19 protein-coding genes and 1 other RNA gene are annotated in these 20,164 nt (G+C 63.1%); 13 read left to right on the top strand and 7 right to left on the bottom strand.

All coding sequences use genetic code 11. The features are described 5' to 3' along the window. Positions 1-95: 95 nt before the first annotated feature. Positions 96-2,081: a transketolase gene (gene tkt, locus ABIB00_RS00400; RefSeq protein ID WP_354103004.1), complete on the bottom strand. Its 1,986-nt coding sequence runs from the start codon at positions 2,079-2,081 to the stop codon at positions 96-98. 310 nt (positions 2,082-2,391) lie between these two features. Here tkt and ABIB00_RS00395 point away from each other — a divergent pair, with 310 nt between their 5' ends. The 6 genes from ABIB00_RS00395 to ABIB00_RS00370 all read left to right on the top strand — a co-directional run bounded on the left by ABIB00_RS00395 (position 2,392) and on the right by ABIB00_RS00370 (position 6,187). Further along, positions 2,392-2,712 (top strand): DUF4164 domain-containing protein, encoded by a 321-nt coding sequence (locus ABIB00_RS00395; protein ID WP_247341857.1) that lies wholly within the window; start codon positions 2,392-2,394, stop codon positions 2,710-2,712. Further along, complete coding sequence (locus ABIB00_RS00390) at positions 2,709-3,092, top strand: cell division protein ZapA (protein WP_354044819.1); 384 nt, start codon at positions 2,709-2,711, stop codon at positions 3,090-3,092. Before ABIB00_RS00395 ends, ABIB00_RS00390 begins: the two co-directional genes overlap by 4 nt. Before the next feature lie 48 nt (positions 3,093-3,140). After that, positions 3,141-3,300: non-coding RNA, 6S RNA (ssrS, locus tag ABIB00_RS00385), on the top strand. Between the two features lie 189 nt (positions 3,301-3,489). After that, a complete protein-coding gene (locus ABIB00_RS00380; RefSeq protein WP_354103003.1) occupies positions 3,490-4,086 on the top strand; it encodes a 5-formyltetrahydrofolate cyclo-ligase in 597 nt (198 codons plus the stop codon). After that, on the top strand, positions 4,064-4,888 hold the full coding sequence (locus ABIB00_RS00375) for a TIGR00282 family metallophosphoesterase (RefSeq protein ID WP_354103002.1): 825 nt from the start codon (positions 4,064-4,066) through the stop codon (positions 4,886-4,888). The genes ABIB00_RS00380 and ABIB00_RS00375 overlap by 23 nt, the downstream gene beginning before the upstream one ends. A gap of 606 nt (positions 4,889-5,494) precedes the next feature. Beyond that, on the top strand, positions 5,495-6,187 hold the full coding sequence (locus ABIB00_RS00370) for a hypothetical protein (protein ID WP_354103001.1): 693 nt from the start codon (positions 5,495-5,497) through the stop codon (positions 6,185-6,187). A gap of 227 nt (positions 6,188-6,414) precedes the next feature. On the opposite strand, the gene ABIB00_RS00365 is transcribed toward ABIB00_RS00370, so the two are convergent. The 5 genes from ABIB00_RS00365 to ABIB00_RS00345 form a co-directional block, all read right to left on the bottom strand. Then, positions 6,415-7,758, bottom strand: a complete 1,344-nt coding sequence (locus ABIB00_RS00365; protein WP_354103000.1) for a c-type cytochrome — start codon at positions 7,756-7,758, stop codon at positions 6,415-6,417. Next, positions 7,755-9,932, bottom strand: coding sequence for a xanthine dehydrogenase family protein molybdopterin-binding subunit (locus tag ABIB00_RS00360; protein ID WP_354102999.1), 2,178 nt, complete (start codon positions 9,930-9,932; stop codon positions 7,755-7,757). The genes ABIB00_RS00365 and ABIB00_RS00360 overlap by 4 nt, the downstream gene beginning before the upstream one ends. A gap of 8 nt (positions 9,933-9,940) precedes the next feature. After that, positions 9,941-10,405 carry a (2Fe-2S)-binding protein gene (locus tag ABIB00_RS00355; RefSeq protein ID WP_247341764.1) on the bottom strand — a complete coding sequence of 155 codons (465 nt, stop codon included), beginning with the start codon at positions 10,403-10,405 and terminating at the stop codon, positions 9,941-9,943. A 581-nt stretch (positions 10,406-10,986) separates the two neighbouring features. Then, positions 10,987-12,411, bottom strand: coding sequence for a methyl-accepting chemotaxis protein (locus ABIB00_RS00350; protein WP_354102998.1), 1,425 nt, complete (start codon positions 12,409-12,411; stop codon positions 10,987-10,989). A gap of 109 nt (positions 12,412-12,520) precedes the next feature. After that, a complete protein-coding gene (locus ABIB00_RS00345; protein WP_354102997.1) occupies positions 12,521-14,266 on the bottom strand; it encodes a methyl-accepting chemotaxis protein in 1,746 nt (581 codons plus the stop codon). A 205-nt stretch (positions 14,267-14,471) separates the two neighbouring features. Between ABIB00_RS00345 and ABIB00_RS00340 the strand changes: the two genes are divergently transcribed. From ABIB00_RS00340 to ybgC, 7 genes are all read left to right on the top strand, one after another. Next, entirely contained in the window at positions 14,472-15,218 is a 747-nt protein-coding gene (locus ABIB00_RS00340) for a YebC/PmpR family DNA-binding transcriptional regulator (RefSeq protein ID WP_354102996.1), read from the top strand. Positions 15,219-15,288: 70 nt separating this feature from the next. After that, positions 15,289-15,816 carry a crossover junction endodeoxyribonuclease RuvC gene (gene ruvC, locus ABIB00_RS00335; RefSeq protein WP_354102995.1) on the top strand — a complete coding sequence of 176 codons (528 nt, stop codon included), beginning with the start codon at positions 15,289-15,291 and terminating at the stop codon, positions 15,814-15,816. After that, the gene (gene ruvA, locus ABIB00_RS00330) at positions 15,813-16,430 is read left to right on the top strand and encodes a Holliday junction branch migration protein RuvA (RefSeq protein ID WP_354102994.1); all 618 of its coding nucleotides are present in this window, start codon (positions 15,813-15,815) and stop codon (positions 16,428-16,430) included. The genes ruvC and ruvA overlap by 4 nt, the downstream gene beginning before the upstream one ends. Next, the gene (gene ruvB, locus ABIB00_RS00325) at positions 16,427-17,485 is read left to right on the top strand and encodes a Holliday junction branch migration DNA helicase RuvB (protein WP_247341745.1); all 1,059 of its coding nucleotides are present in this window, start codon (positions 16,427-16,429) and stop codon (positions 17,483-17,485) included. Before ruvA ends, ruvB begins: the two co-directional genes overlap by 4 nt. Positions 17,486-17,614: 129 nt before the next feature. After that, the gene (locus ABIB00_RS00320; RefSeq protein WP_354102993.1) at positions 17,615-18,532 is read left to right on the top strand and encodes a metallophosphoesterase; all 918 of its coding nucleotides are present in this window, start codon (positions 17,615-17,617) and stop codon (positions 18,530-18,532) included. 222 nt (positions 18,533-18,754) lie between these two features. After that, positions 18,755-19,099 carry a type II toxin-antitoxin system RelE/ParE family toxin gene (locus ABIB00_RS00315; RefSeq protein ID WP_354102992.1) on the top strand — a complete coding sequence of 115 codons (345 nt, stop codon included), beginning with the start codon at positions 18,755-18,757 and terminating at the stop codon, positions 19,097-19,099. A gap of 194 nt (positions 19,100-19,293) precedes the next feature. Beyond that, positions 19,294-19,758, top strand: coding sequence for a tol-pal system-associated acyl-CoA thioesterase (gene ybgC / locus ABIB00_RS00305; protein WP_354103396.1), 465 nt, complete (start codon positions 19,294-19,296; stop codon positions 19,756-19,758). A 23-nt stretch (positions 19,759-19,781) separates the two neighbouring features. Here ybgC and ABIB00_RS00300 read toward each other — a convergent pair whose 3' ends face one another. Then, complete coding sequence (locus tag ABIB00_RS00300) at positions 19,782-20,099, bottom strand: hypothetical protein (RefSeq protein WP_354102991.1); 318 nt, start codon at positions 20,097-20,099, stop codon at positions 19,782-19,784. Positions 20,100-20,164: the final 65 nt, after the last annotated feature.

The following is a 20,164-nucleotide window of genomic DNA, read 5'->3' as shown; positions in this document are numbered from 1 at the left end:
TGCGAGGGTTTTTTTAGGGCGGACGCCCGGTTCAGCCGGGCGGTGCTTGATCATATGAGAACTTAGGTAATCCCTTTTTTTGGCAAGCTCAACTCTCAGGAAACGCGCTTCAGCACGGCGTTCACCGCAGCCTCGGCGGTAATGCCGAAATGCTTGTAAAGCTCCTTCGCTGGACCGCTTTCGCCGAAGGAATGCATGCCGATGAATTCGCCGTCATGGCCGATCACGGCATCCCAGCCCCAGCGTACCGCCGCCTCGATCGCGACCTTCACCGGCGCGTTGCCGATGATGGCGGCGCGCTTGGCCTCTGGTTGCGCTAACAACAGCTCGAGCGAGGGAACCGAGACCACCCGCGACGGGATGCCGCGTTCGGCGAGCTGCTTCTGGGCCGCGACCGCGATCTCGACCTCGGAGCCGGAGGCGAACAGCGTTGCCTTGGCTTCGCCCTGGGCGGCCACCAGTTCGTAGGCACCCTGAGCGCAAGGGCTGTCGTTCGGCGCGGTGGTGCGGAGCTGCGGCAGGTTCTGCCGTGTCAGCGCCAGCACGGTCGGGCCGTCGAGGCGGTTCAGCGCGAGCTCCCAGCATTCGGCCACCTCGATGGAATCACAGGGGCGGAACACACGCATGTTCGGGATGGCGCGGAGCGCGGCGAGATGCTCGACCGGCTGATGGGTCGGGCCGTCTTCACCGAGGCCGATGGAGTCGTGCGTCATCACGTAGACGACGCCGGCGCCCATCAACGCGGCAAGGCGCATCGCAGGGCGCGCATAGTCGGTGAACACCAGGAAGGTCGCGCCGTTCGGCGCGAAACCGCCGTGCAGGAAGATGCCGTTCATGGCCGCGCACATGCCGTGCTCGCGGATGCCGTAATGGATGAAGCGGCCCTTCGGCGTCTTGGCCGAGAAGGCGGTTGCCGACTTCGCCTTGTTGTTGTTGGACCCCGTGAGGTCGGCCGAGCCTGCCAAAAATTCCATCGGCATGGCGCCGGCAATGACTTCGATCACCGCTTCCGAGGATTTGCGGGTCGCCGCTGTCATCGGCTTTTCCAGCAGCTCCTTCTTGTAGGCGCGCACTGCCTTCACGAGCGAGGCCGGACGCTCATGGCGCAGGCGGCGCTCGAACTCGGCGCGCTTGCGGCTGCCGAGTTCACCGAGACGGCCTTCCCATTCCTGGCGAGCTGCCACGCCGCGGCTGCCGGCTGCGCGCCACGCCTTCAGCACGTCGTCCGGGACCGAGAACGGCTCGAGCGAGATGCCGAGATTTTCCTTGGCGGCCTTGAGCTCGTCGGCGCCGAGCGCTTCGCCATGGGCCTTCGCCGTACCGGCCTTATGCGGCGCGCCGAAGCCGATGGTGGTGCGGCAGGCGATCAGCGTCGGCTTGCTCGACTTCTGCGCCCGCGTGATCGCGGCCGATATCGCGGCCTGGTCGTGGCCGTCGATCTTCTCGGCGGCCCAGCCCGCCGACTTGAAACGCTTCACCTGGTCCACGGAATCGGAAATCGAGGTCGGGCCGTCGATCGAGATGCCGTTGTCGTCGTAGAGAACGATCATCTTGTTGAGCTTCCAGTGCCCGGCCATCGCGATCGCTTCCTGCGACACGCCTTCCATCAGGTCGCCGTCCGAGGCGAGCACGTAGGTGTGGTGGTCGACGATCTTCTTGCCGAACTCGGCGGCGAGCATTTTTTCGGCGAGCGCCATACCGACGGCGGTGGAGATGCCCTGGCCCAGCGGGCCTGTGGTGGTCTCGATGCCCTTGGTGCGGAAATTTTCGGGATGTCCGGGGGTCAGCGAGTCGACCTGGCGGAATTGCTTGATCTGGTCCAGCGTCATGTCGGAGTTGCCGGTCAGGTACAGCAGCGAATACAGCAGCATCGAGCCGTGGCCGGCCGAGAGCACGAAGCGGTCGCGATCCGGCCAGCTAGGTGCGGCGGCGTCGAATTTCAGGAACTGCGTGAACAGCACCGTGGCCATGTCGGCCGCGCCCATCGGCAAACCGGGATGGCCGGATTTCGCCTTCTCGACGGCGTCCATTGCGAGGCCGCGGATCGCGTTGGCCATACGGGTGTGGTCGACTTGCGTCATGTCTGAAATCCGTCTGAAATGAGGCGCTTGGCGGCGGGTGCGGGCCGTATGGGGGGAGCCTGGCGGCACTGAAGGTCGGGGGCTGAAATAGCACCTCGGTTCCGGGAGTCCAAGGCAATCAAACGTCGGTTTGGCCGTAAAAGTTGCTTAGCGGTGCATAGTTTCGCGGCGGCGTTGCGCTTCCCTGGCTTGCCACGTAAATTTCTGCTTCTAACCGCTTGCCGAACCGAGTCTTTTGCCGGGCGGCAAGCCCCAGAAAAAGCCCAAGGAAAAGCCCATGGGCAAGGCCACAGGTTCCGCCGCTGACTGCATGAACGATCGCGTTTCCAACAGCTCTGCCATGACCGAGTCCTCTGCCGTCGAGATCGAGATCGCGACCCGCAGGCTCATGGCGGCGCTCGACTCGCTCGAAAACGCGGTGGAGCGGCGGCGCGATGCCGACCGCGACGAGAACGAGCTCGCGGCGCGGATCCAGGCGCTGGGCGCGGACCGCTCACGGCTTGCCGACGAGCTCGACGGCGCGCTGGTGAAGGCGCGCAAGCTCGAACGCTCCAGCCGCGAGATCTCCGATCGGCTGGATTCCGCGATCGTCACGATACGCTCGGTGCTCGATACCGGAGAGGACGGATGAGCCACATCAACGTCACCATCAACGGCCGGCAATACCGCATGGCCTGCGAGGAGGGCCAGGAGGTGCGGCTGCTCAAGCTCGCCGAAAGCCTGGAGACGCGGATCCAGTCCCTGCGCGGAAAGTTCGGCGAGATCGGCGACGCACGGCTCACGGTGATGGCGGCGCTGACCGTCTGCGACGAGCTGGTCGACGCCGGCAACCGCATCCGCACCATGGAGCAGGAGTTGACCGAATTGCGGGATTTCCGCAATGCCGCCGTCGAGCGCGCCCGGTTGAGCCAGACCGCGGTCGTCAACGCACTGAACGCCGCCGCCGAGCGCATCGAGAAATCGACCCAGGTCCTGAACCGGACCGTCGGCAACGGGATCGCGATCGGCTGACCCTTCACTGGGCTGGCGATTCGTCAGCATCGTTGTTACATTGCCCGAGCGAGGCTGCGACGCGCGTCAGGAGCCATAATCCCCGGGGCCTTATCGATCCTTTAGGGAACTGTCCCTGGCCGGGCCCGTGGGCTCGGACATATGGTGCCCACCTACTTTCGTAGGGAACTCCGGGATCGAGTGCTTCAACGGCGTTCGCGGCTTCGCACTTTTGTTTGCTCGATTTGTGCTTGTTGAAACGACTGCGGCTGGTTCAACAGATGTCATGCCCCGGCTTGACCGGGGCAACCAGTACGCCGCGGCCTTTGTGTGAATCACCACCTTCTCTGGAACGCTGGATCACCCGCTCCATTGCGCAAGGGCGGACTAGGCGGGTGATGACGTGGGGACCCTGCGCATGTCGAATTCGAAAGCCGAACTCCGTGCCAAGGCGCTCGCGGCGCGCGATGCGCTGAGCGAAAAGAAGCGTACCGCCGCCGCCGCCAAGCTCGCCAAGCGCGGGCTGCCGTTCCAGCTCCTGCCTGGCAGCATCGTGTCCGGCTATTCGCCGATCCGCAGCGAGATCGATCCGATGCCGCTGATGAAGAAGCTGGCCGAGGAGGGCGCCAGGCTCGCGCTGCCCTGTGTCACCGCGCGCGGCCAGTCGCTGATCTTCCGCATCTTCCATCCGAACGATCGGCTGATGCTCGGTCCGCTCGGCATTCCCGAGCCGTCGCCCGGGGCCGCTGAAGTCATTCCGGACATCATGCTGACGCCGCTCGCTGCCTTCGACCGTCTCGGCCATCGCATCGGCTATGGCGCCGGGCACTACGACTACACCTTCGCGCATTTGCGAAAAGCCAACAACATCATCGCTGTCGGGCTCGCTTTTGCAGCGCAGGAGATCAAGGCGGTTCCGGCACTATCCCACGACGTCGCGCTGGATTATGTGCTAACGGAATCCGACGTATTCGATTTCCGGAGTTCTGAAGTTGCGCATTCTCTTCGTGGGTGATGTCGTCGGCCGTGCGGGGCGCAACGCCATCGCCGAATATCTGCCCGGCATGGTCAAGGACTGGTCGCTCGATTTCGTCGTCGTCAACGGCGAGAATTCCGCCGGCGGCTTCGGCATCACGGAAGCGATCTATCAGGAATTTCTCGACGCCGGCGCCGACGCCGTGACGCTCGGCAATCACTCCTGGGACCAGCGCGAAGCGCTGGTGTTCATCGAGCGCGCGGAGCGTTTGGTGCGGCCGACGAACTATCCGCGCGGCACGCCCGGCCGCGGCGCGGCGCTGGTCGAGACCAAGAACGGCAAGCACGCGCTGGTCGTCAACGCGCTCGGCCGCGTCTTCATGACCCCGTTCGACGATCCCTTCGCAGCCCTGGAGCGCGAGCTCGGCGCCTGTCCGCTCGGCGTTGCCGCGGACGCCATCGTCGTCGATTTCCATTGCGAGGCGAGTAGCGAGAAGCAGGGCATCGGCTTCTTTTGCGACGGCCGCGCCAGCCTCGTCGTCGGCACGCACACCCATGTGCCGACCGCCGACCATCAGATCCTCAACGGCGGCACCGCCTACATGACGGACGCCGGCATGACCGGCGATTACGACTCCATCATCGGCATGCAGAAAGAAGAACCGCTGCGGAGGTTTACCTCGGGGATTCCGTCGGGGAGATTCGAACCGGCCGCGGGTGCGGCGACGCTCAGCGGCGTTGCGGTGGAAACGGACGATGCGACGGGGCTCGCGCTGAAGGTTGCGCCGGTGCGTATGGGCGGCCGGCTGGAGCCGGCGACGCCGAGATTCTGGTTGAGCTGATAGTGCGGCGGACTGATGGCGCGCGCAGCGAAGCAAATTCGACAATGATCGCTGCTGCAAAAAGAATACTAGCTAGAATATCCAGCATCGTATTTTGGCCTATCACCATGCTTGCCAATAGCTTGGTGATAACCAACAAAAGAGTCATCCGGTGGGCCATTCGAAGGCGAGCCGGATGGGTGTATCTTTCGGCAATTTTCTGGTTTCCAGCGCTAACGGTCACAGGCCTAACATGGGCCCTAGTATCAATCCACGAGAAGCCTGATAAACTATGGCCAACCGTCAGCGTCGTGGCCATATTCGCAAAAAAGTTCTTGGCCGTAGTTTTGTATCTCGTCCAACAGGGCGAGCGCATATTTAAGGCTCTCCGCTACTACCGTCGTCGTTTTGGTTAGCCTTGGCCTTTTTCCCTTTCGCATTGGTCTTGAGTTCACCCTTCAGCGGCATCGGTACCGTTGAAATGCCCGCCTAGCGCAGCTCTGAAGCGCCCTTGTGCCTCCTTCTCGTCGAGCTCCTTATCCTTCTTTTATTCATGAGGTACTTGTGCCCAGAAACCGAGGAAGGAAAGCACGCGAGAAGCGCCAGATTGCGACGCGCGAACTCAGCATGGAAGAACGAAACGCATTAATGGATGCGCTCATTGAGCCGCCACTTGCCGTTTCATACGCAGTCATAGGCGCTTTGACAGTGGAGGACGAATTAGAGTTATCAATCAAAGCGAGACTTCGAAAAATATCTCAAGAGGAATGGGAAACGATTCTATCTGACCACGAAGGCCCTCTAGGATCATTTGACCGGAAGATCAAGTTCGCCGGGTATCTTGGCATTTTAGATGCGAGCGTGCAGACGAACCTAGATATCATCAGAAACGTTCGAAACAGATTTGCTCACACAAAACGGCTCATTACGTTTGAGCACTCCTTCATAGCTGACGAACTTGCTAAGATCGTCAGCCACAGGGGCCAGAAGAAGAAATTCGCCCAGAGTAAAAAGATGGCCCCGCAATGGCGATTTATTATGGTTTGCCTTCACTGCATCGAAGCAATGAGCAAAAAGCGCTTTGGCAACCATGCCGCCGCTCACAAAGCGTGGATGAAACGAAGAAGCCAGACGCCTGGAACGTTAAGCGGTTTACTAGGCGCCCTCGGATCTAGGTACGCAGCAATTCCTCCATCATCTCTGCCAGCCGTTGCACCACCTCGACAGACGAGTAAAGACGGCGGTCCCAACAATCCAACTCCTTTGGGATTGCTCTCAGGACTGCTTCCTTACCTGGACCAGAAAAAAGAGCAGACATAGCCGCGGGCGCGTCAGCCTTCCGGAAACAACCGGTGGCGGCTCAAAACTAGGAACTCGATGCCCTGCGGGGATAAAGTACATGGTGCCCGGCAGAAGCGTGGGCCAAAGCTCCTGCTCCGAGTCTTGTCCAAGCCCAAACCGGCGGGTTATGGGTCCCGGATCTTCGCTTCGCTTATCCGGGACGACAGCGGAGATTGATGCGCGATCGCCCATTAATCTCGCCGTGATCACTCCGCCGTCTGCTCCCTCAACTCCGCCACATCCTTCGCCGTGAGCTTCGAGCCCTTCGCCCCGAACCGTGCCGTGACGTAGTTGGCGACCGCCGCGATCTCGTCGTCGCTATACGCGTTGCCGAACGCGGGCATCGACAGCGCCCCGTCCGGGGTGTGGCGCTTGGTGCCTGACAGCACGATCTGCGCGACGTTGGTGGCGGCGGGATCGTTGACGGCCCAGGTGCCGGTCAGCGTTGCCATCGGCGAGACCGGGCTCTCGCCGCTCCAGCCGTGGCAACTGGCGCAGGCGCTGGCGAACATTTGCTTGCCGCGTGCATCCGCCGTGACGCCGTCCTTGTGCGAGGCGGGTGCGACGGGCGCCGTGGTTGCGGGCAGGTCGGGCGAGGGCACCGGCGGCACGCTGCGCAAGTAAGCAACAACGGCGCGGATGTCTTCGGGGGCGAACTGGCTAAAGCTGTGATCGACCGCTTCACCCATCGGCCCCGACGCCGAGCCGTGGCCTGGCGCGTGACCAAGCGAGAGATAGGAGATCAGGTCCTCGTCGCGCCAGTTGCCGAGGCCGGTGGCCTTGTCGGAGGTGATGTTGAAGGCGCGCCAACCAGCCGTGATCGCGCCTGCAAATTTCTTGCGGTTGTCCAGCGCGAAGCCGAGATTGCGCGGGGTGTGGCACTCGCCGCAATGCGCGAGCGCCTCCGCGAGATACGCACCTCTGTTCCACTCCGGGCTCTTGGAGGTGTCGGGCGCAAAGCGCGTGTCCGGATTGAACACGGCTGACCAGAAGATCATGGCCCAGCGCTGGTTGAACGGGAACGAAAGCGTATTCTCCGGCGGCTTCGCGCGCACCGCCGGCAGGCTGAACAGATACGCCTTCACCGCCAGCACGTCCTCGTCGGTCATGGTGGTGTAGGACGTGTACGGCATCGCCGGATAGAGCCGGGCGCCGTCATGGCGCTTGCCGCGCTGGACGGCGTTGAGAAAATCCTGGTCGCTGTAATTGCCGATGCCGGTGTCCTTGTCCGGCGTGATGTTGGTGGAATAGAGGGTGCCGAACGGCAGCTTGAAGCCGAGCCCGCCGGAATATTCCTTCTCGCCGGGCTTGGAGTGGCAGACCATGCAGTCGGCCGCCTTCGCGAGATATTCGCCGCGCTCGACCAGACTCGCGTTTTCGAGCCTCGCCGGCACGCCGGTCGGCTTGCCGGCGCGGTAGTCCGCCAGCGCCACCTTGGGGCCGCCGGCGAAGTCGAGCGGGCCGGGCCCGCGGATGATCCAGACGCCAAGCGCCACCACGACAATGGCGATCACGACCAGGCTCGTGAGGATACGCATCTTGCCGCTCATGCCTTTTTCCCCGCAGCCAGCAGTTTCCGGTCGATCGGCAGGCGCCGCAGCGCGATGCCGGTTGCCGCGTAAATGGCGTTGCGCAGCGCGGGCGGTCCGGCGTTGACGCCGGCCTCACCGATGCCGCCGGGCGCCTCGCCGCTCTTGACCACGATGACCTCGATCTTCGGTGTCTCGTTGATGCGCATCATGCGGTAGTCGTGGAAGTTCGACTGCTGCACGCGGCCTTTCTCGATGGTGATCTCGCCGTAGAGCGCGGCTGTGAGGCCGAACACCAGGCCGCCCTCGATCTGCGCTTTCACCGTGTCGGGATTGACCGCGATGCCGGTGTCGACCACCGAAATGATGCGGCGTAGCCTGATTTCGCCGATATCGTCGATCTCCGCTTCCACCACGGTCGCAATGAAGCTTGCGAACGACGGCTGCACGCAAACGCCGCGGCCGACGCGCGGTGGCAGTGGTTGCCCCCAGCCCGATTTTTCAGCGACGTGGTTGAGTACCGCAAGCATGCGCGGGTTCTTGGTCAGCATGGACCTTCGGAATTTAATCGGATCCTTGCCGGCCTTGCGCGCGAGCTCATCCATCGCGCATTCGACCGCGAACACGTTGTTGTTCGGGCCGACGCCGCGCCAGAAACCAGTCGGCACCGACAGCGGTTCGGCGCGGACATATTCAACATGGAAGTTGGCGAAGTCGTACGGCGTATCGATCGCCGCGTCGACGGCGTCTATGTCGACCCCCTTCTGGAACGCCGGCGGAAACCAGCGTGCCATTACCGAGGAGCCCGCGACCTTGTACTTCCAGGCCGCGACCTTGCCGTCGACCAGCGACGCCGTGATCTGGTCGCGATAGACCGGGCGGTAGACGTCGTGCTGGATGTCCTCCTCGCGGGTCCACACCACCTTCACGGGGTAGTCGACCTGCTTGGCGATCTTGACCGCCGCGATCACCATGTCCGGCTCGAGCTTGCGGCCGAAGCCGCCGCCGAGCAGATGATTGTTGACGATCACCTTGTCGATAGGAAGGCCCGCGGCCTTCGCCGCTTCGGACTGCACGCGCGTCATGATCTGCGTGCCGGTCCATATCTCGCAAGAGTCCGGCTTGACGTGGACGGTGGCGTTGATCGGCTCCATCGAGGCGTGCGCCAGGAACGGCAACTCGTAGGCCGCCTCGAACTTGTCGCCGCTCGCGAGCGCTTTGACGATATCGCCGTCGGACTTCGCGACCGCACCGTCCTTCTCGCTGGCCTTGCGCAGATCCTCCCAGATGTCCTTGGTGGTGATTTTGGCGTTCGGGCCCTCGTTCCACTCGATCTGGAGCGCTTCGAGGCCCTTCTTCGCCGCCCACATATGATCGCCGATCACGGCGACCATGTCGTCGAGCACGACGACCTTGCGCACGCCGGGGAGTTTGACCGCCGCGCTGTCGTCGACCTTGCCGACCTTGCCGCCGAACACCGGGCAGGCAGCGACGGTTGCGAACTTCATGCCGGGCAGGATCGCGTCGATGCCGTAGACGGCCTTGCCGTTGACCTTGTCAGGTGTGTCGAGCCGCTTCAGGGGCTGGCCGATGATGACGAAGTCCTTGCGGTCCTTGACCGCGACATCCTTCGGCGGCGTCTGGCCCTGCGCGGCGAGCGCCACCGCGCCATAGCCGAGCTTGCGGCCGCTCGCGGCATGCGCGACCTCGCCCTTCGCGGCCGAGCAGCTTGCGGGCTCGACACCCCATTGGCTGGCTGCGGCCTGCACCAGCATCGCGCGCGCGGTGGCGCCGGCCTTGCGCAGCGGCGTCCACCAGGCACGGATCGAGTTGGAGTTGCCGGTCGCCTGCAGGCCGAAAGCCGGATTGCCGTAGAGCTTGTCGTTCGGCGGCGCGTGCTGGACCTCGACCTTGCTCCAGTCGGCGTCGAGCTCTTCGGCGAGCACTGCCGAGATCGAGGTGTAGGTGCCCTGGCCCATCTCGACCTGCGGCATGATCAGGATCGTGCGGCCGGTCTCGTCGATGCGGATGAAGGCGTTCGGTGCGAACTTGCCGTCGGTCGTGTCAACCGGCTGCACCGGCTCGTTGACGGCGGCGCGCAGCGGCAGATGGAAGGCGAGCAGGAAACCGGTGGCGAGACCGCCAGTCAGCAGCGAGCGGCGGGAAACGGCCGGAAGTGTCTTGTCTATCATCATGGCGGACCTCACGACTGACGGCCGCTGGCGGCCTGCTTGATGGCCTCGCGGATGCGCACATAGGTGCCGCAGCGGCAGATGTTGCCGGCCATCGCAGCGTCGATGTCGGAATCGTCCGGATGGGACGTCGCCGCCAGCAGCGCGGCGGCCGCCATGATCTGGCCGGACTGGCAGTAGCCGCACTGGATCACTTCGAGATCGAGCCAGGCCTTCTGCACCTTCGCGCCCGACGGCGTGCTGCCGACATGTTCGATCGTGGTGATGGCGCGGTTCTCGACTGCGCTGACCGGCAATACGCAGGAGCGCACCGCCTTGCCGTCGACGTGCACGGTGCAGGCGCCGCACTGCGCGATGCCGCAGCCGAATTTGGTGCCGGTCATTCCGAGGACGTCGCGCAGCACCCACAGCAGCGGCATTTCAGGTGGCGCGTCAAAGGATTTCGTTTCGCCGTTGATGGTGAGAACAGTTGCCATATGCATCCCCTTGCTCGCTTGATCGCTTACGGCGATCTAGTCAGCGAATTTGCGCGCGACAATAATCATATCGATGCGAAACGATGAAGCGTCGAAATTTTCGACAATGCATATTTGCGCGGCGAGCGCGTCAGGCCATGACGTTCACGAATTTGTGCGGCGATCGCTGCAGTGATCTTGCGCTAATTGATATGATAAGCGTCATTTTCTGACACTTTTTCTTCACATGCGTCATTGGTCGCCGCAGATGATCGTGCAAATGCGCAAAATCATGCGATGACGAAAGTCGTGCGATTGTGGAAGTCGACCGACGGCGAGCACGGTGCAGTTCTGACGCGATCGATCGCAACGGCCAGCCGCCGGATCCAACGATGCGATACCCAACATCCGCGATGATGCCATCGTGCGCCTGTTTTGCCCGACGGCGCAACGACTTCACCAGGCGGGCGCCTAACCCACGGTTTCGTCAGGCGCTTAAGCCATTGATTCCGCTCACCCCGGCTACTGTGCATGGGGTTGTTTTCGAGGTTTTGATTGAGGGACGCCATAGCGCCGTCGCGGCAGGCGCGTCGCGACGACCGTCAGCTCTGCCGAAAACCCATCCGGAAGGCGCCCCAGTGCTTGCCGCGGATCATGATCGGTGAGGACAGATCCTTCATCAGCACGAACTGCCCGCCGCCCATGTCGCGGCGATAGGTCTGCAGCAGGAACGGCTTGGTGTTGGCCGCGACCTTCTGTACCGCGCGATCGGTGAACAGGCGGCGGTTGCGGCAATTGGCGTTATTCCAGACCGGGTCCTTGCCCTGCGGCAGGCGATAGTTCGGGTTATGCGTCGGCAGATAGCCGCCCTTGGCCCAGGCGACGCAGAACACGATCCGCGAATCGGATTTCTGGATCGGGTCCTGGATCGCGGGCAGCAGGCGGTCGGTGAACTCGACATAGCTGGTATTGTACTGCTTGGGATCGCTGCCGGAGATTTCCCGGTAGTTCTCGTCCATGAACCGATCGAGCGTCATCTCGCCGCGGCCGATTGCGGCTTCGAATTCATCCGAGATCCGCTTTGCGGTCTCGACGACGACGCGGATCAGCGGAGCATCCGATGTCTCGACGCCGCTGTCGGCGATCAGTGCGATCAGGCCTTCGGACGTGTCGAGCAGTTTGGTCACGCGCTGATCGGCGTTCTTGAGATCGCGCGAGGACAGGTCAACGCCCTTGGCAAGCTCGTTGAGCTCGCTGATGACGGTGTCGCAGTGTCCGAGATTGGAGGTCGCGGCGCGCGTGACGCTGCCGATTTCCGCTTCCACGGAGGCGAAGCCCTGCTGGACCCGCGAGATGATGCCGGAGATCTGCTGGGCGCCTTCGCCGGCAGTCTTTGCGCGCTGCGAGGCGTCGCTGCTCTCCCCGATCAGGCCTTCGATCTGGCCGTCGAGATCGCGCACGGTCTCGGAGATCTGGTGCGTGGCCTGGCGGGTGGCTTCCGCGAGGTTCTTCACCTCGCTTGCGACCACCGCGAAGCCGCGGCCGGCATTGCCCGCGCGTGCCGCCTCGATGGTGGCGTTGAGCGCGAGCAGATTGGTCTGCTTCGCGATCGCCTCGATCGAGCCGGAGACCTTTGCCACCTGCGCCAGCGCCGAACCGACTGCGCTGAGCCGCGCCTCGATGCGTTCGACGGCTGCGACAAGTTCGGAGATGTGGTTGACCGCAGTGTCGACGGCATTGCGCGACTGCGCGATCTCGCCGACCGCCGCTGACGTGGTTGATTGCACCGCCTGTGACGCATTGGCGATGTCGTGATTGGCCGAGACCATCGTCTCGGCGGTTTGCTGGAGATGATGGAACCGATCCGACTGGTTCGCGACGCGGTGTGCGACTTCCTGGACGTTGCCGGCAATGTCGGCGAGTTCCACGCCGAGGCCGCCGATGCGGTCGGCGAGCTGATCGATCAGCCGTTCGGCAAGCGTTCGGTTGGAGCCGGTGTCCAGTACTGCAAATTGTACGACGGACATGTCTTGAGAGTCCTCCAGTCAGAGCCGTTCGCCGGCTCTCCGCGGCATTCCCATTCCAATTTCGATCTTAAGAGGTGATTCGCGCTTTGATGTCTTGCCTGAGCGCGCACTAGAGCTTGTAGGCCGTCCTGAATCCGCCCCAGTGCCGGCCCTGCACGCGAATCGCGACGTCGATCTCGCGCATCATCACGGTATTCCCATTGCCCATGTCGCGCGCATAGCTCTGGACCAGATACGAGCGCAGGTTGTGCGCGGCGGCCAACCCCGCCGGATCGTTGAAGATCCGCCGGTTGCGGCTGTTGGCGGTGTTCCAGGCGACATCGCCCGGTCGCTGCAGATGCGAATAGATTTTGTTGTGCACCGGCAGGAAACCGTTGCGATCGACCATGGCGCAGAACGCCAGGCGCGGATCCTTCGCCAGAAAAGCTTCCTGGAACGGCGGCAACGCGCGGTCGGCCCAGTCCAGATATCTGGTGCGGTATTGCTGCGGATCGGTTCCTGCGATTTCGGCATAATCGATGTCGAAGAGGTCGTCGATCCCGACATCGCCGCATGCAACCGCCTGCTCGAAGATTCCGGTCAGCGCGTTACCCGCCTCCATGGCACGGGTGACGAACTCCGTGTTTTCTTCGTGGATCGACCAGAGCCTGTCCTCGATCTTTTCGTTGAGCGCGGCGTTGGGCGCAACGAATTGCGCGCGAGCGCCGGCCTTGGATTGCTCGACCACGCGCAGGCGGCAGGCCCCGACGTCCTCGAGAGTACCTTCAATCATTGCTTGCGGTGCAAGGCGGCCCGCGTCCGCGCCGCCGATCAGCACGCCGTCCATCGATAGCTCGTAGACCGGCAGCACCCCGCGAGCGGTTTCGAGCTTGAGATGGCAGGGCAGCCGCTCGGTCTTGCGGCGGTCGTCATGCTCGCTCTGGCGGAGCAGCACGGCGCAACGCGATTTCAGTTTCTGTGCGAAGGCGGTCACGGTCTTACCGGCGCTGGCGACGTTCTCGCCGTGGGTCTCGGCCGCCTTGGTGGCAGCATCGATCTCGGCCGCGCTTTCGCCGACCGAGACGATGAACTCCGACGCACTTGTCGCGTTGCCGGAGACTTCGCTGGTGGTGGCGTTCTGTTCGGCGACCGCGCCGTTGACCGTCTCGAATACCGGACGGATAGCCTCGATCGCCTGTGAGATGCGGTGCACCGCGTCCGCGGAGCCGGTGGCGTCGCGCTGCAGCGCGTCGATCTTTTTGGTGATCTCTTCCGTGGCACCCTGGGTCTGCACCGCGAGTGCCTTGACCTCGGTGGCGACGACCGCAAAGCCTTTTCCCGCATCACCCGCACGCGCAGCCTCGATGGTCGAGTTGAGGGCGAGCAGCGTCGTCTGCCGCGCGATCTGTGCGATCAGATTGACCACGTTGCCGATGGCGGCCGAGGACTCGCGCAAGCGATCGACATTGGCGCGCGCTTCCTGCGCCGCGGCGCTGGCCTCGTCGGCGAGCTTGCCGGCTTCGCGAACCTGCGCGCCGATTCCGTGCGCGGACTGGGTGAATTTGTCGGCGGCATGGGCGAAGGTCGAGGCGTTCGATTGCGCGGCGTTGGTCCGGCCGGTCAGCGCGTCGGTGCGGTCGCGGATGGCGGCAAGCGTCGTGGCGGTCGCCCCGGCGCCGCCGGCCACCGAATTGGCGGCGCGCTCGAGCTGGCGAATCATCGCTCCCAGCTCGAGTTCCAGCAGTTCCAGGATTTCCTTGGCGGAATCGCCCTCAACGGCCGGAGCGGGCTCGGAATTGACCGGCTGCGCAGCCTGCGGGGTTGCCGCAGGCGCAGCCATGTCCGGCAGACGCTTCCGAAATAGTCCGAACACCATCAGGTCTCTCTTGTCGGGGAACGGTCGGACGCTATTTTCGCAGGCTGGAATGAAATCAGGGTTAACGATGCCTGACATCTAGGCAGGGGCCACTACGCTATTACCTTAAAGTCGTAGAGCCTCTTTCATTCCAGTGGGGTGGCGGCCTATAAGGCCGCGCTTCCCACGCTCATCTTGGCACACGACTCCCTAGAGAAGATCACGCATGGCCGGACATTCCCAATTCAAGAACATCATGCACCGCAAGGGGCGGCAGGATGCCCAGAAGTCGAAACTATTCGGCAAGCTGGCGCGGGAAATCACCGTCGCGGCCAAGCTGGGGACGCCAGACCCCAACATGAATCCGCGCCTGCGTGCGGCCATCATCGCGGCGCGCCAGGAGAACATGCCGAAGGACAATATCGAGCGCGCCGTCAAGAAGGCGCTCGGCAATGACGGGGAGCATTATGACGAGATCCGCTATGAGGGTTACGGCCCCGGCGGCGTCGCCGTCGTTGTGGAGGCGCTGACCGACAACCGCAACCGTGCCGCTTCCGACATCCGCTCCTTCTTCACCAAGTCCGGCGGCAATCTCGGCGAGACCGGCTCGGTCTCCTTCATGTTCGACCGCACCGGCATCATCGAATACGACCGCGGCGTCGCCTCCGACGATGCGGTGCTGGATGCCGCCATCGAAGCCGGCGCCGACGACGTGGTATCGAGCGAAGGCGGCCACGAGATTTACGCCTCGACCGAAGGCTATCGCGACGTCGCCAAGGCGCTCGAAGCCAAATTCGGCGAGCCGCGCAAGGCGGCGCTGATCTGGAAGCCGCAGAACACGATCGCGGTGGACGACGAGACCGGCGAGAAGCTGATCAAGCTGATGGATTTGCTCAACGAGCATGACGACGTCCAGCACGTCTACGCCAATTTCGAGGTGTCGGACGCGCTGCTGGCGAAGATGGGCGGGTAGGGCCCACTTCCCCTGTTACTTCCGTTCTGTTTCTGTTTCCCCCACGGCAGCCAACCGCTATCACTGGCCCATGACTGCGCTCCCGATTCGCGTCCCCGTTCGCATCATCGGCATCGACCCCGGCCTGCGCCGCACCGGCTGGGGCGTGATCGAGGCCGAGGGCAACCGCCTGATCTACGTCGCCTGCGGCTCGGTGGAACCGCCGGACGATTTGCCGCTCGCAAGCCGGCTGCTCGCGATCCATGAAGGGCTCGCCGCGATCTTGTCCGTTCACAAGCCGATGGAAGCGGCGGTCGAACAGACTTTCATCAACAAGGACGGCGCTGCGACACTGAAGCTTGGTCAGGCCCGCGGCGTTGCCATGCTGGCGCCCGCAATATTCGGCATCAGTGTTGCCGAATACGCGCCGAACCAGGTGAAGAAGACGGTGGTCGGCGCTGGCCACGCCGACAAGCACCAGATCGCGATGATGCTCAAGATCTTGCTGCCCAAGGCCGATCCGCCGTCCGCGGACGCCGCCGACGCGCTCGCCATCGCCATCACCCACGCCCATCATCGCACGAGCACGGCGCTCAGGCTGAAGGTGGTGGGGTTATGATCGGCAAGCTCAAGGGCCTGATCGATTCCTACGGCGAGGATTTCGTCATTCTCGATGTCGGCGGTGTCGGTTATCAAGTGCATTGCTCGTCGCGCACGCTGCAGCATCTGCCGTCGCCGGGCGAGGCCGCCGTGCTCTCGATCGAGACCTATGTCCGCGAGGACCAGATCAAACTGTTCGGCTTCCGCAGCGACCACGAGCGCGAATGGTTTCGCCTGCTCCAGACCGTGCAGGGCGTCGGCGCCAAGGTCGCGCTTGCCGTGCTCGGCACGCTGCAGCCTTCCGACCTCGCCAACGCGATCGCGTTGCGCGACAAGGCCGCGGTGGTGCGCACGCCCGGCGTCGGCCCCAAGGTTGCCGAGCGCATCGTCACCGAACTGAAGGACAAGGCGCCGGCCTTCGCAACTATTGACCCGGCCGTGGTGCATCTTGCCGGTGCCGTTGACGACCAGCGCGCGCCGCGGCCCGTCGCGGATGCGATCTCCGCGCTGGTCAATCTCGGCTACGGCCAGCCGCAGGCGGCTGCGGCCATTGCATCGGCATCGCGCAGCGCCGGCGAGAGCGCCGAGACCGCGCAGCTCATCCGGCTAGGCCTGAAGGAGCTGTCGAAGTGAGCGACCCGAAGGCCAACCGCATGGTCACGCCCGAGCGCCGCAGCGATGATGTCGGCGATACCGCGCTGCGCCCGCAATCGCTGTCTGACTTCGTCGGCCAGCAGCAGGCGCGCAAGAACCTCTCGATCTTCATCGAGGCGGCACGCAAGCGCGGCGAGGCGCTGGATCATGTGCTGTTCGTCGGCCCGCCCGGCCTCGGCAAGACCACGCTGGCACAGATCGTGGCCAAGGAGCTCGGCGTCGGCTTTCGCGCGACGTCGGGCCCGGTGATCGCCAAGGCCGGCGATCTCGCAGCACTCCTCACCAATCTCGAAGAGCGCGATGTGCTCTTCATCGACGAGATTCATCGCCTGAGCCCGGCGGTGGAAGAAGTGCTCTATCCCGCGATGGAGGACTTTCAGCTCGACCTCATCATCGGCGAGGGCCCGGCGGCGCGCTCGGTGAAGATCGAACTGTCGAAATTCACCCTTGTCGGCGCCACCACGCGTGCCGGCCTGCTCACCAATCCTTTGCGCGATCGCTTCGGCATTCCGATCCGGTTGAATTTCTACACCATCGAGGAGCTGGAAAGCATCGTCACCCGTGGCGCCCGCGTGCTCAAGGTCGGCATGAGCGCGGACGGCGCCAACGAGATCGCGCGCCGCGCCCGCGGCACGCCGCGCATCGCCGGCCGGCTGTTGCGCCGCGTACGCGATTTCGCCTCGGCGGCCGATGCCGACAGGATCGATCGCAAGATTGCCGACCACGCGCTGAGCGCGCTCGAGGTCGACGCCGCGGGCCTCGACGCCATGGACCGCCGCTACCTCACGACCATCGCGCAGAACTATGGCGGCGGCCCGGTCGGCGTGGAGACGATGGCAGCCGCTCTGTCCGAGCCGCGCGATGCGATCGAAGACATCATCGAGCCCTATCTGATCCAGTGCGGCTATCTGCAGCGCACCCCGCGCGGCCGCCTGCTCACTTCGCACGCCTTCCGCCATCTCGGCATCAGCGAGCCCTCGCGCGATGCGGCGGCACAGTTCGGCCTGTTCGGCACCGACGAAAGCGACGACTGACCTGCGCAAGTGCTGAGTGCTCGGGCCATCATGAATTTCCGGTAATCTCGTGCAGAGGGTCTGCACAAACGCACCCCATTTCCGCTCCAATCGGATCGCATCAAGAAGCTGCATCACGATCGGGCTGCCATGATCACGCGCCGTCATTTCTTCCGTTCCATGGGCGGCCTGTCCGCGCTCGGCCTCTCGACCGCGGCCTATGGCTTTGCCGTCGAACCGGTGGTGCGACTTAGCGTCACCCGCTATCATCCAACCCCGCGGCAATGGCCTGCGGATTTTCCGCTGAAGATCGCCGTGATCGCCGACATCCATGCCTGCGATCCCTGGATGTCGCTGGAGCGGATCGAGGCCATCGTCGATCGCACCAACGCCCTGAACGCGGATATTATCGTGCTGCTCGGCGACTATGTCGCCGGTCTGCACCAGGTCACGCGCATCATTCCGGCGAGCGAATGGGCCAAGGTACTGGCCGGCCTCAGGGCGCCGCTCGGCGTCCATGCCGTCATGGGCAATCATGACTATTGGGCCGACAGGACCGTGCAGCAGGCCGGGCAGGGGCCGACGGTCGCGCATCGCGCGTTGGAGGCGGCCGGCATTCCCGTCTACGAGAACGACGCCGTGCGGATCACCAAGGACGGCCGCGCGTTCTGGCTCGCGGGGCTGGGCGATCAACTCGCTTTTCTGCCGGCGCGACGCTTCCGGAGCACGGGACACTTCGGCGCCGACGATCTCGCCGCGACGCTTGCCAAGGTCACCGACGACGCGCCGATCATCCTGCTCGCGCATGAGCCTAACGTCGCGCTGCGCGTGCCCGCCCGCGTCGCGTTGCAACTGTCCGGCCACACCCATGGCGGCCAGGTCCGTCTGCTCGGCTGGTCGCCGGCCGTTCCGCCGCAGCATGGCCTCCGGCTCGCCTATGGTCATGTCCGGCTGAAATGCGACGTCATCATCTCCGGCGGCCTCGGTTGCAGCATCCTGCCGCTCCGCGTCGGCGTGCCGCCTGAGATCGTCGAAGTGACGCTGGGACGGGGGCCGGTGGTCGCGTAGTCGCTAAATTTCGGACAGGCATCTGGGCACGTGCCTGGGGCTGCGCTATACTGATCTGATGAATTCTGCCATCGAGAAAGCTGTCGAAGCCCTTGAGCTGCTTCCTGAGGAGATGCAGGAGTCAGCGGCTGATTATCTGTTGTCCCAAGCCAAGAAGTTTCGAGCGCTCAGAGACGCGATCGATGAAGGGATGGCAGACGTGGAAGCAGGACGCGTAGTCCCGTGGGACCTCGACGAATTCCTCAGGCAAACTCGGGCGAAGCGATAGGGGGCCGCGTGCAGGTCGTTCTGTCCTTGCGCGCTCGCACAGACCTTCTTGAGATCCATTCATATGTCGCCGAGCGTAGTTCGGCTGCAGCGGATCGATTGGCCGCAAGATTTTCGGAGCGGTTCGATGAGCTGCGGAAGTTTCCCCTTATGGGGCCGGATCGGAGTGAGTTGAGGGCGTCACTTCGAGGTTTGTCGATTGATGGTTATATCGCTTTTTACCTCGTCGGGCTTGATCGAATAGCCATTGTGCGAGTCTTGGACGGGCGTCGAGATATAGAGCGAGAGTTTTCGAAATGACAGTCCATCTCGACGGCGAGATCCGCGACGGCCGCCATCATATGCAGGTCCGGGTTTATTATGAGGATACGGACTTCCTCGGAATTGTCTAATACGATGTTCCGGCGTAGCTCGGAGGACCTTGTCTCCTTGGGTCGATGGACAATGGGATGGGCGGAAAGGCCGGTGCCTCAATTGAAAATGTGCCCCACATGATGAAACCACATCTCGACGGCGAAATTCGCGACGGCGGCCATCATATGCAGGTCCGCGTTTACTATGAGGACACCGATTTTTCAAAGCTGGTGTATCACGCAAATTATTTGCGCTTCATGGAGCGGGCTAGAACGAACTACTTGCGTTTGCTCGGGACTGATCACCGCGCTCTGTTTGAAGAAACACAGACCGAAGCACCCGGCTTTGCATTCGTAGTGCGCTCGATGACACTAGATTTTTTCAAACCAGCCTTTATGGACGATGTGCTGGATATCGTCACCATGCCCCTAGAAGTGAAGGGCGCTTCAATCTCGCTACTGCAACAATGCAGGCGCGGGAATGACCTGCTAGTCGAGGCCCGCGTGCGTGTCGCATTTGTCTCCGGCGGAAAGGCGCAGCGGATTCCGAAGGCGCTACGCGTTGCTATGGGGCACGGTCTTGCAATGGACAGTAGCATTCCCTAGGAAAAAGAAGTTGCTCGTACCGTCTATGCGGGAATTCGGGCTTCGACTATTTTCTCTAGTTCGCCGTTTTTTGTCTTCACCCAGTCGCAGAATCTAGCATCAAGCGGCCGATCAAGGTTCGGCTTGACCGCGCCAATCCAGTTAATGAATTCATCTTTCGGCAAGCAGGTCGCGCCGATCATGAAATGGTGTTTTTCAAATCCGTTGAGTTCTTCGAACCGCGTTTTGTTTTTTCGAAAGAAATTTACGTCGCCATTTAGTCCTCGAACAATAAAGCTATGGCGCTGTGTTAGGGTATGCCCCGTGACAGCCTTGGTTAGTCGTCCGTGAAGAATTCCCAAGTCGTTGATTTAGAATCTGGAAACGGCGCACTGGGCTAATTGAGCTTGCCGGGAATCGGGTGCAA

Source organism: Bradyrhizobium sp. LB14.3 (genome assembly GCF_040547985.1).
In the GTDB taxonomy this organism is placed as follows: Bacteria; Pseudomonadota; Alphaproteobacteria; order Rhizobiales; family Xanthobacteraceae; genus Bradyrhizobium.
This window is presented reverse-complemented; position numbering and strand designations above follow the sequence as displayed.

Excerpts from the sequence above, each read along its gene's own strand:
- tkt (WP_354103004.1), bottom strand. The coding sequence starts at position 2,081 with ATGACGCAAGTCGACCACACCCGTATGGCCAACGCGATCCGCGGCCTC.
- ABIB00_RS00360 (WP_354102999.1), bottom strand. The coding sequence starts at position 9,932 with ATGATGATAGACAAGACACTTCCGGCCGTTTCCCGCCGCTCGCTGCTG.
- ybgC (WP_354103396.1), top strand. The coding sequence starts at position 19,294 with ATGAAACCACATCTCGACGGCGAAATTCGCGACGGCGGCCATCATATG.
- ABIB00_RS00365 (WP_354103000.1), bottom strand. The coding sequence starts at position 7,758 with ATGAGCGGCAAGATGCGTATCCTCACGAGCCTGGTCGTGATCGCCATT.
- ruvA (WP_354102994.1), top strand. The coding sequence starts at position 15,813 with ATGATCGGCAAGCTCAAGGGCCTGATCGATTCCTACGGCGAGGATTTC.
- ABIB00_RS00350 (WP_354102998.1), bottom strand. The coding sequence starts at position 12,411 with ATGTCCGTCGTACAATTTGCAGTACTGGACACCGGCTCCAACCGAACG.
- ruvC (WP_354102995.1), top strand. The coding sequence starts at position 15,289 with ATGACTGCGCTCCCGATTCGCGTCCCCGTTCGCATCATCGGCATCGAC.
- ABIB00_RS00390 (WP_354044819.1), top strand. The coding sequence starts at position 2,709 with ATGAGCCACATCAACGTCACCATCAACGGCCGGCAATACCGCATGGCC.
- ABIB00_RS00370 (WP_354103001.1), top strand. The coding sequence starts at position 5,495 with ATGGAAGAACGAAACGCATTAATGGATGCGCTCATTGAGCCGCCACTT.
- ABIB00_RS00345 (WP_354102997.1), bottom strand. The coding sequence starts at position 14,266 with ATGGTGTTCGGACTATTTCGGAAGCGTCTGCCGGACATGGCTGCGCCT.
- ABIB00_RS00395 (WP_247341857.1), top strand. The coding sequence starts at position 2,392 with ATGAACGATCGCGTTTCCAACAGCTCTGCCATGACCGAGTCCTCTGCC.
- ABIB00_RS00380 (WP_354103003.1), top strand. The coding sequence starts at position 3,490 with ATGTCGAATTCGAAAGCCGAACTCCGTGCCAAGGCGCTCGCGGCGCGC.
- ABIB00_RS00320 (WP_354102993.1), top strand. The coding sequence starts at position 17,615 with ATGATCACGCGCCGTCATTTCTTCCGTTCCATGGGCGGCCTGTCCGCG.
- ABIB00_RS00340 (WP_354102996.1), top strand. The coding sequence starts at position 14,472 with ATGGCCGGACATTCCCAATTCAAGAACATCATGCACCGCAAGGGGCGG.
- ABIB00_RS00355 (WP_247341764.1), bottom strand. The coding sequence starts at position 10,405 with ATGGCAACTGTTCTCACCATCAACGGCGAAACGAAATCCTTTGACGCG.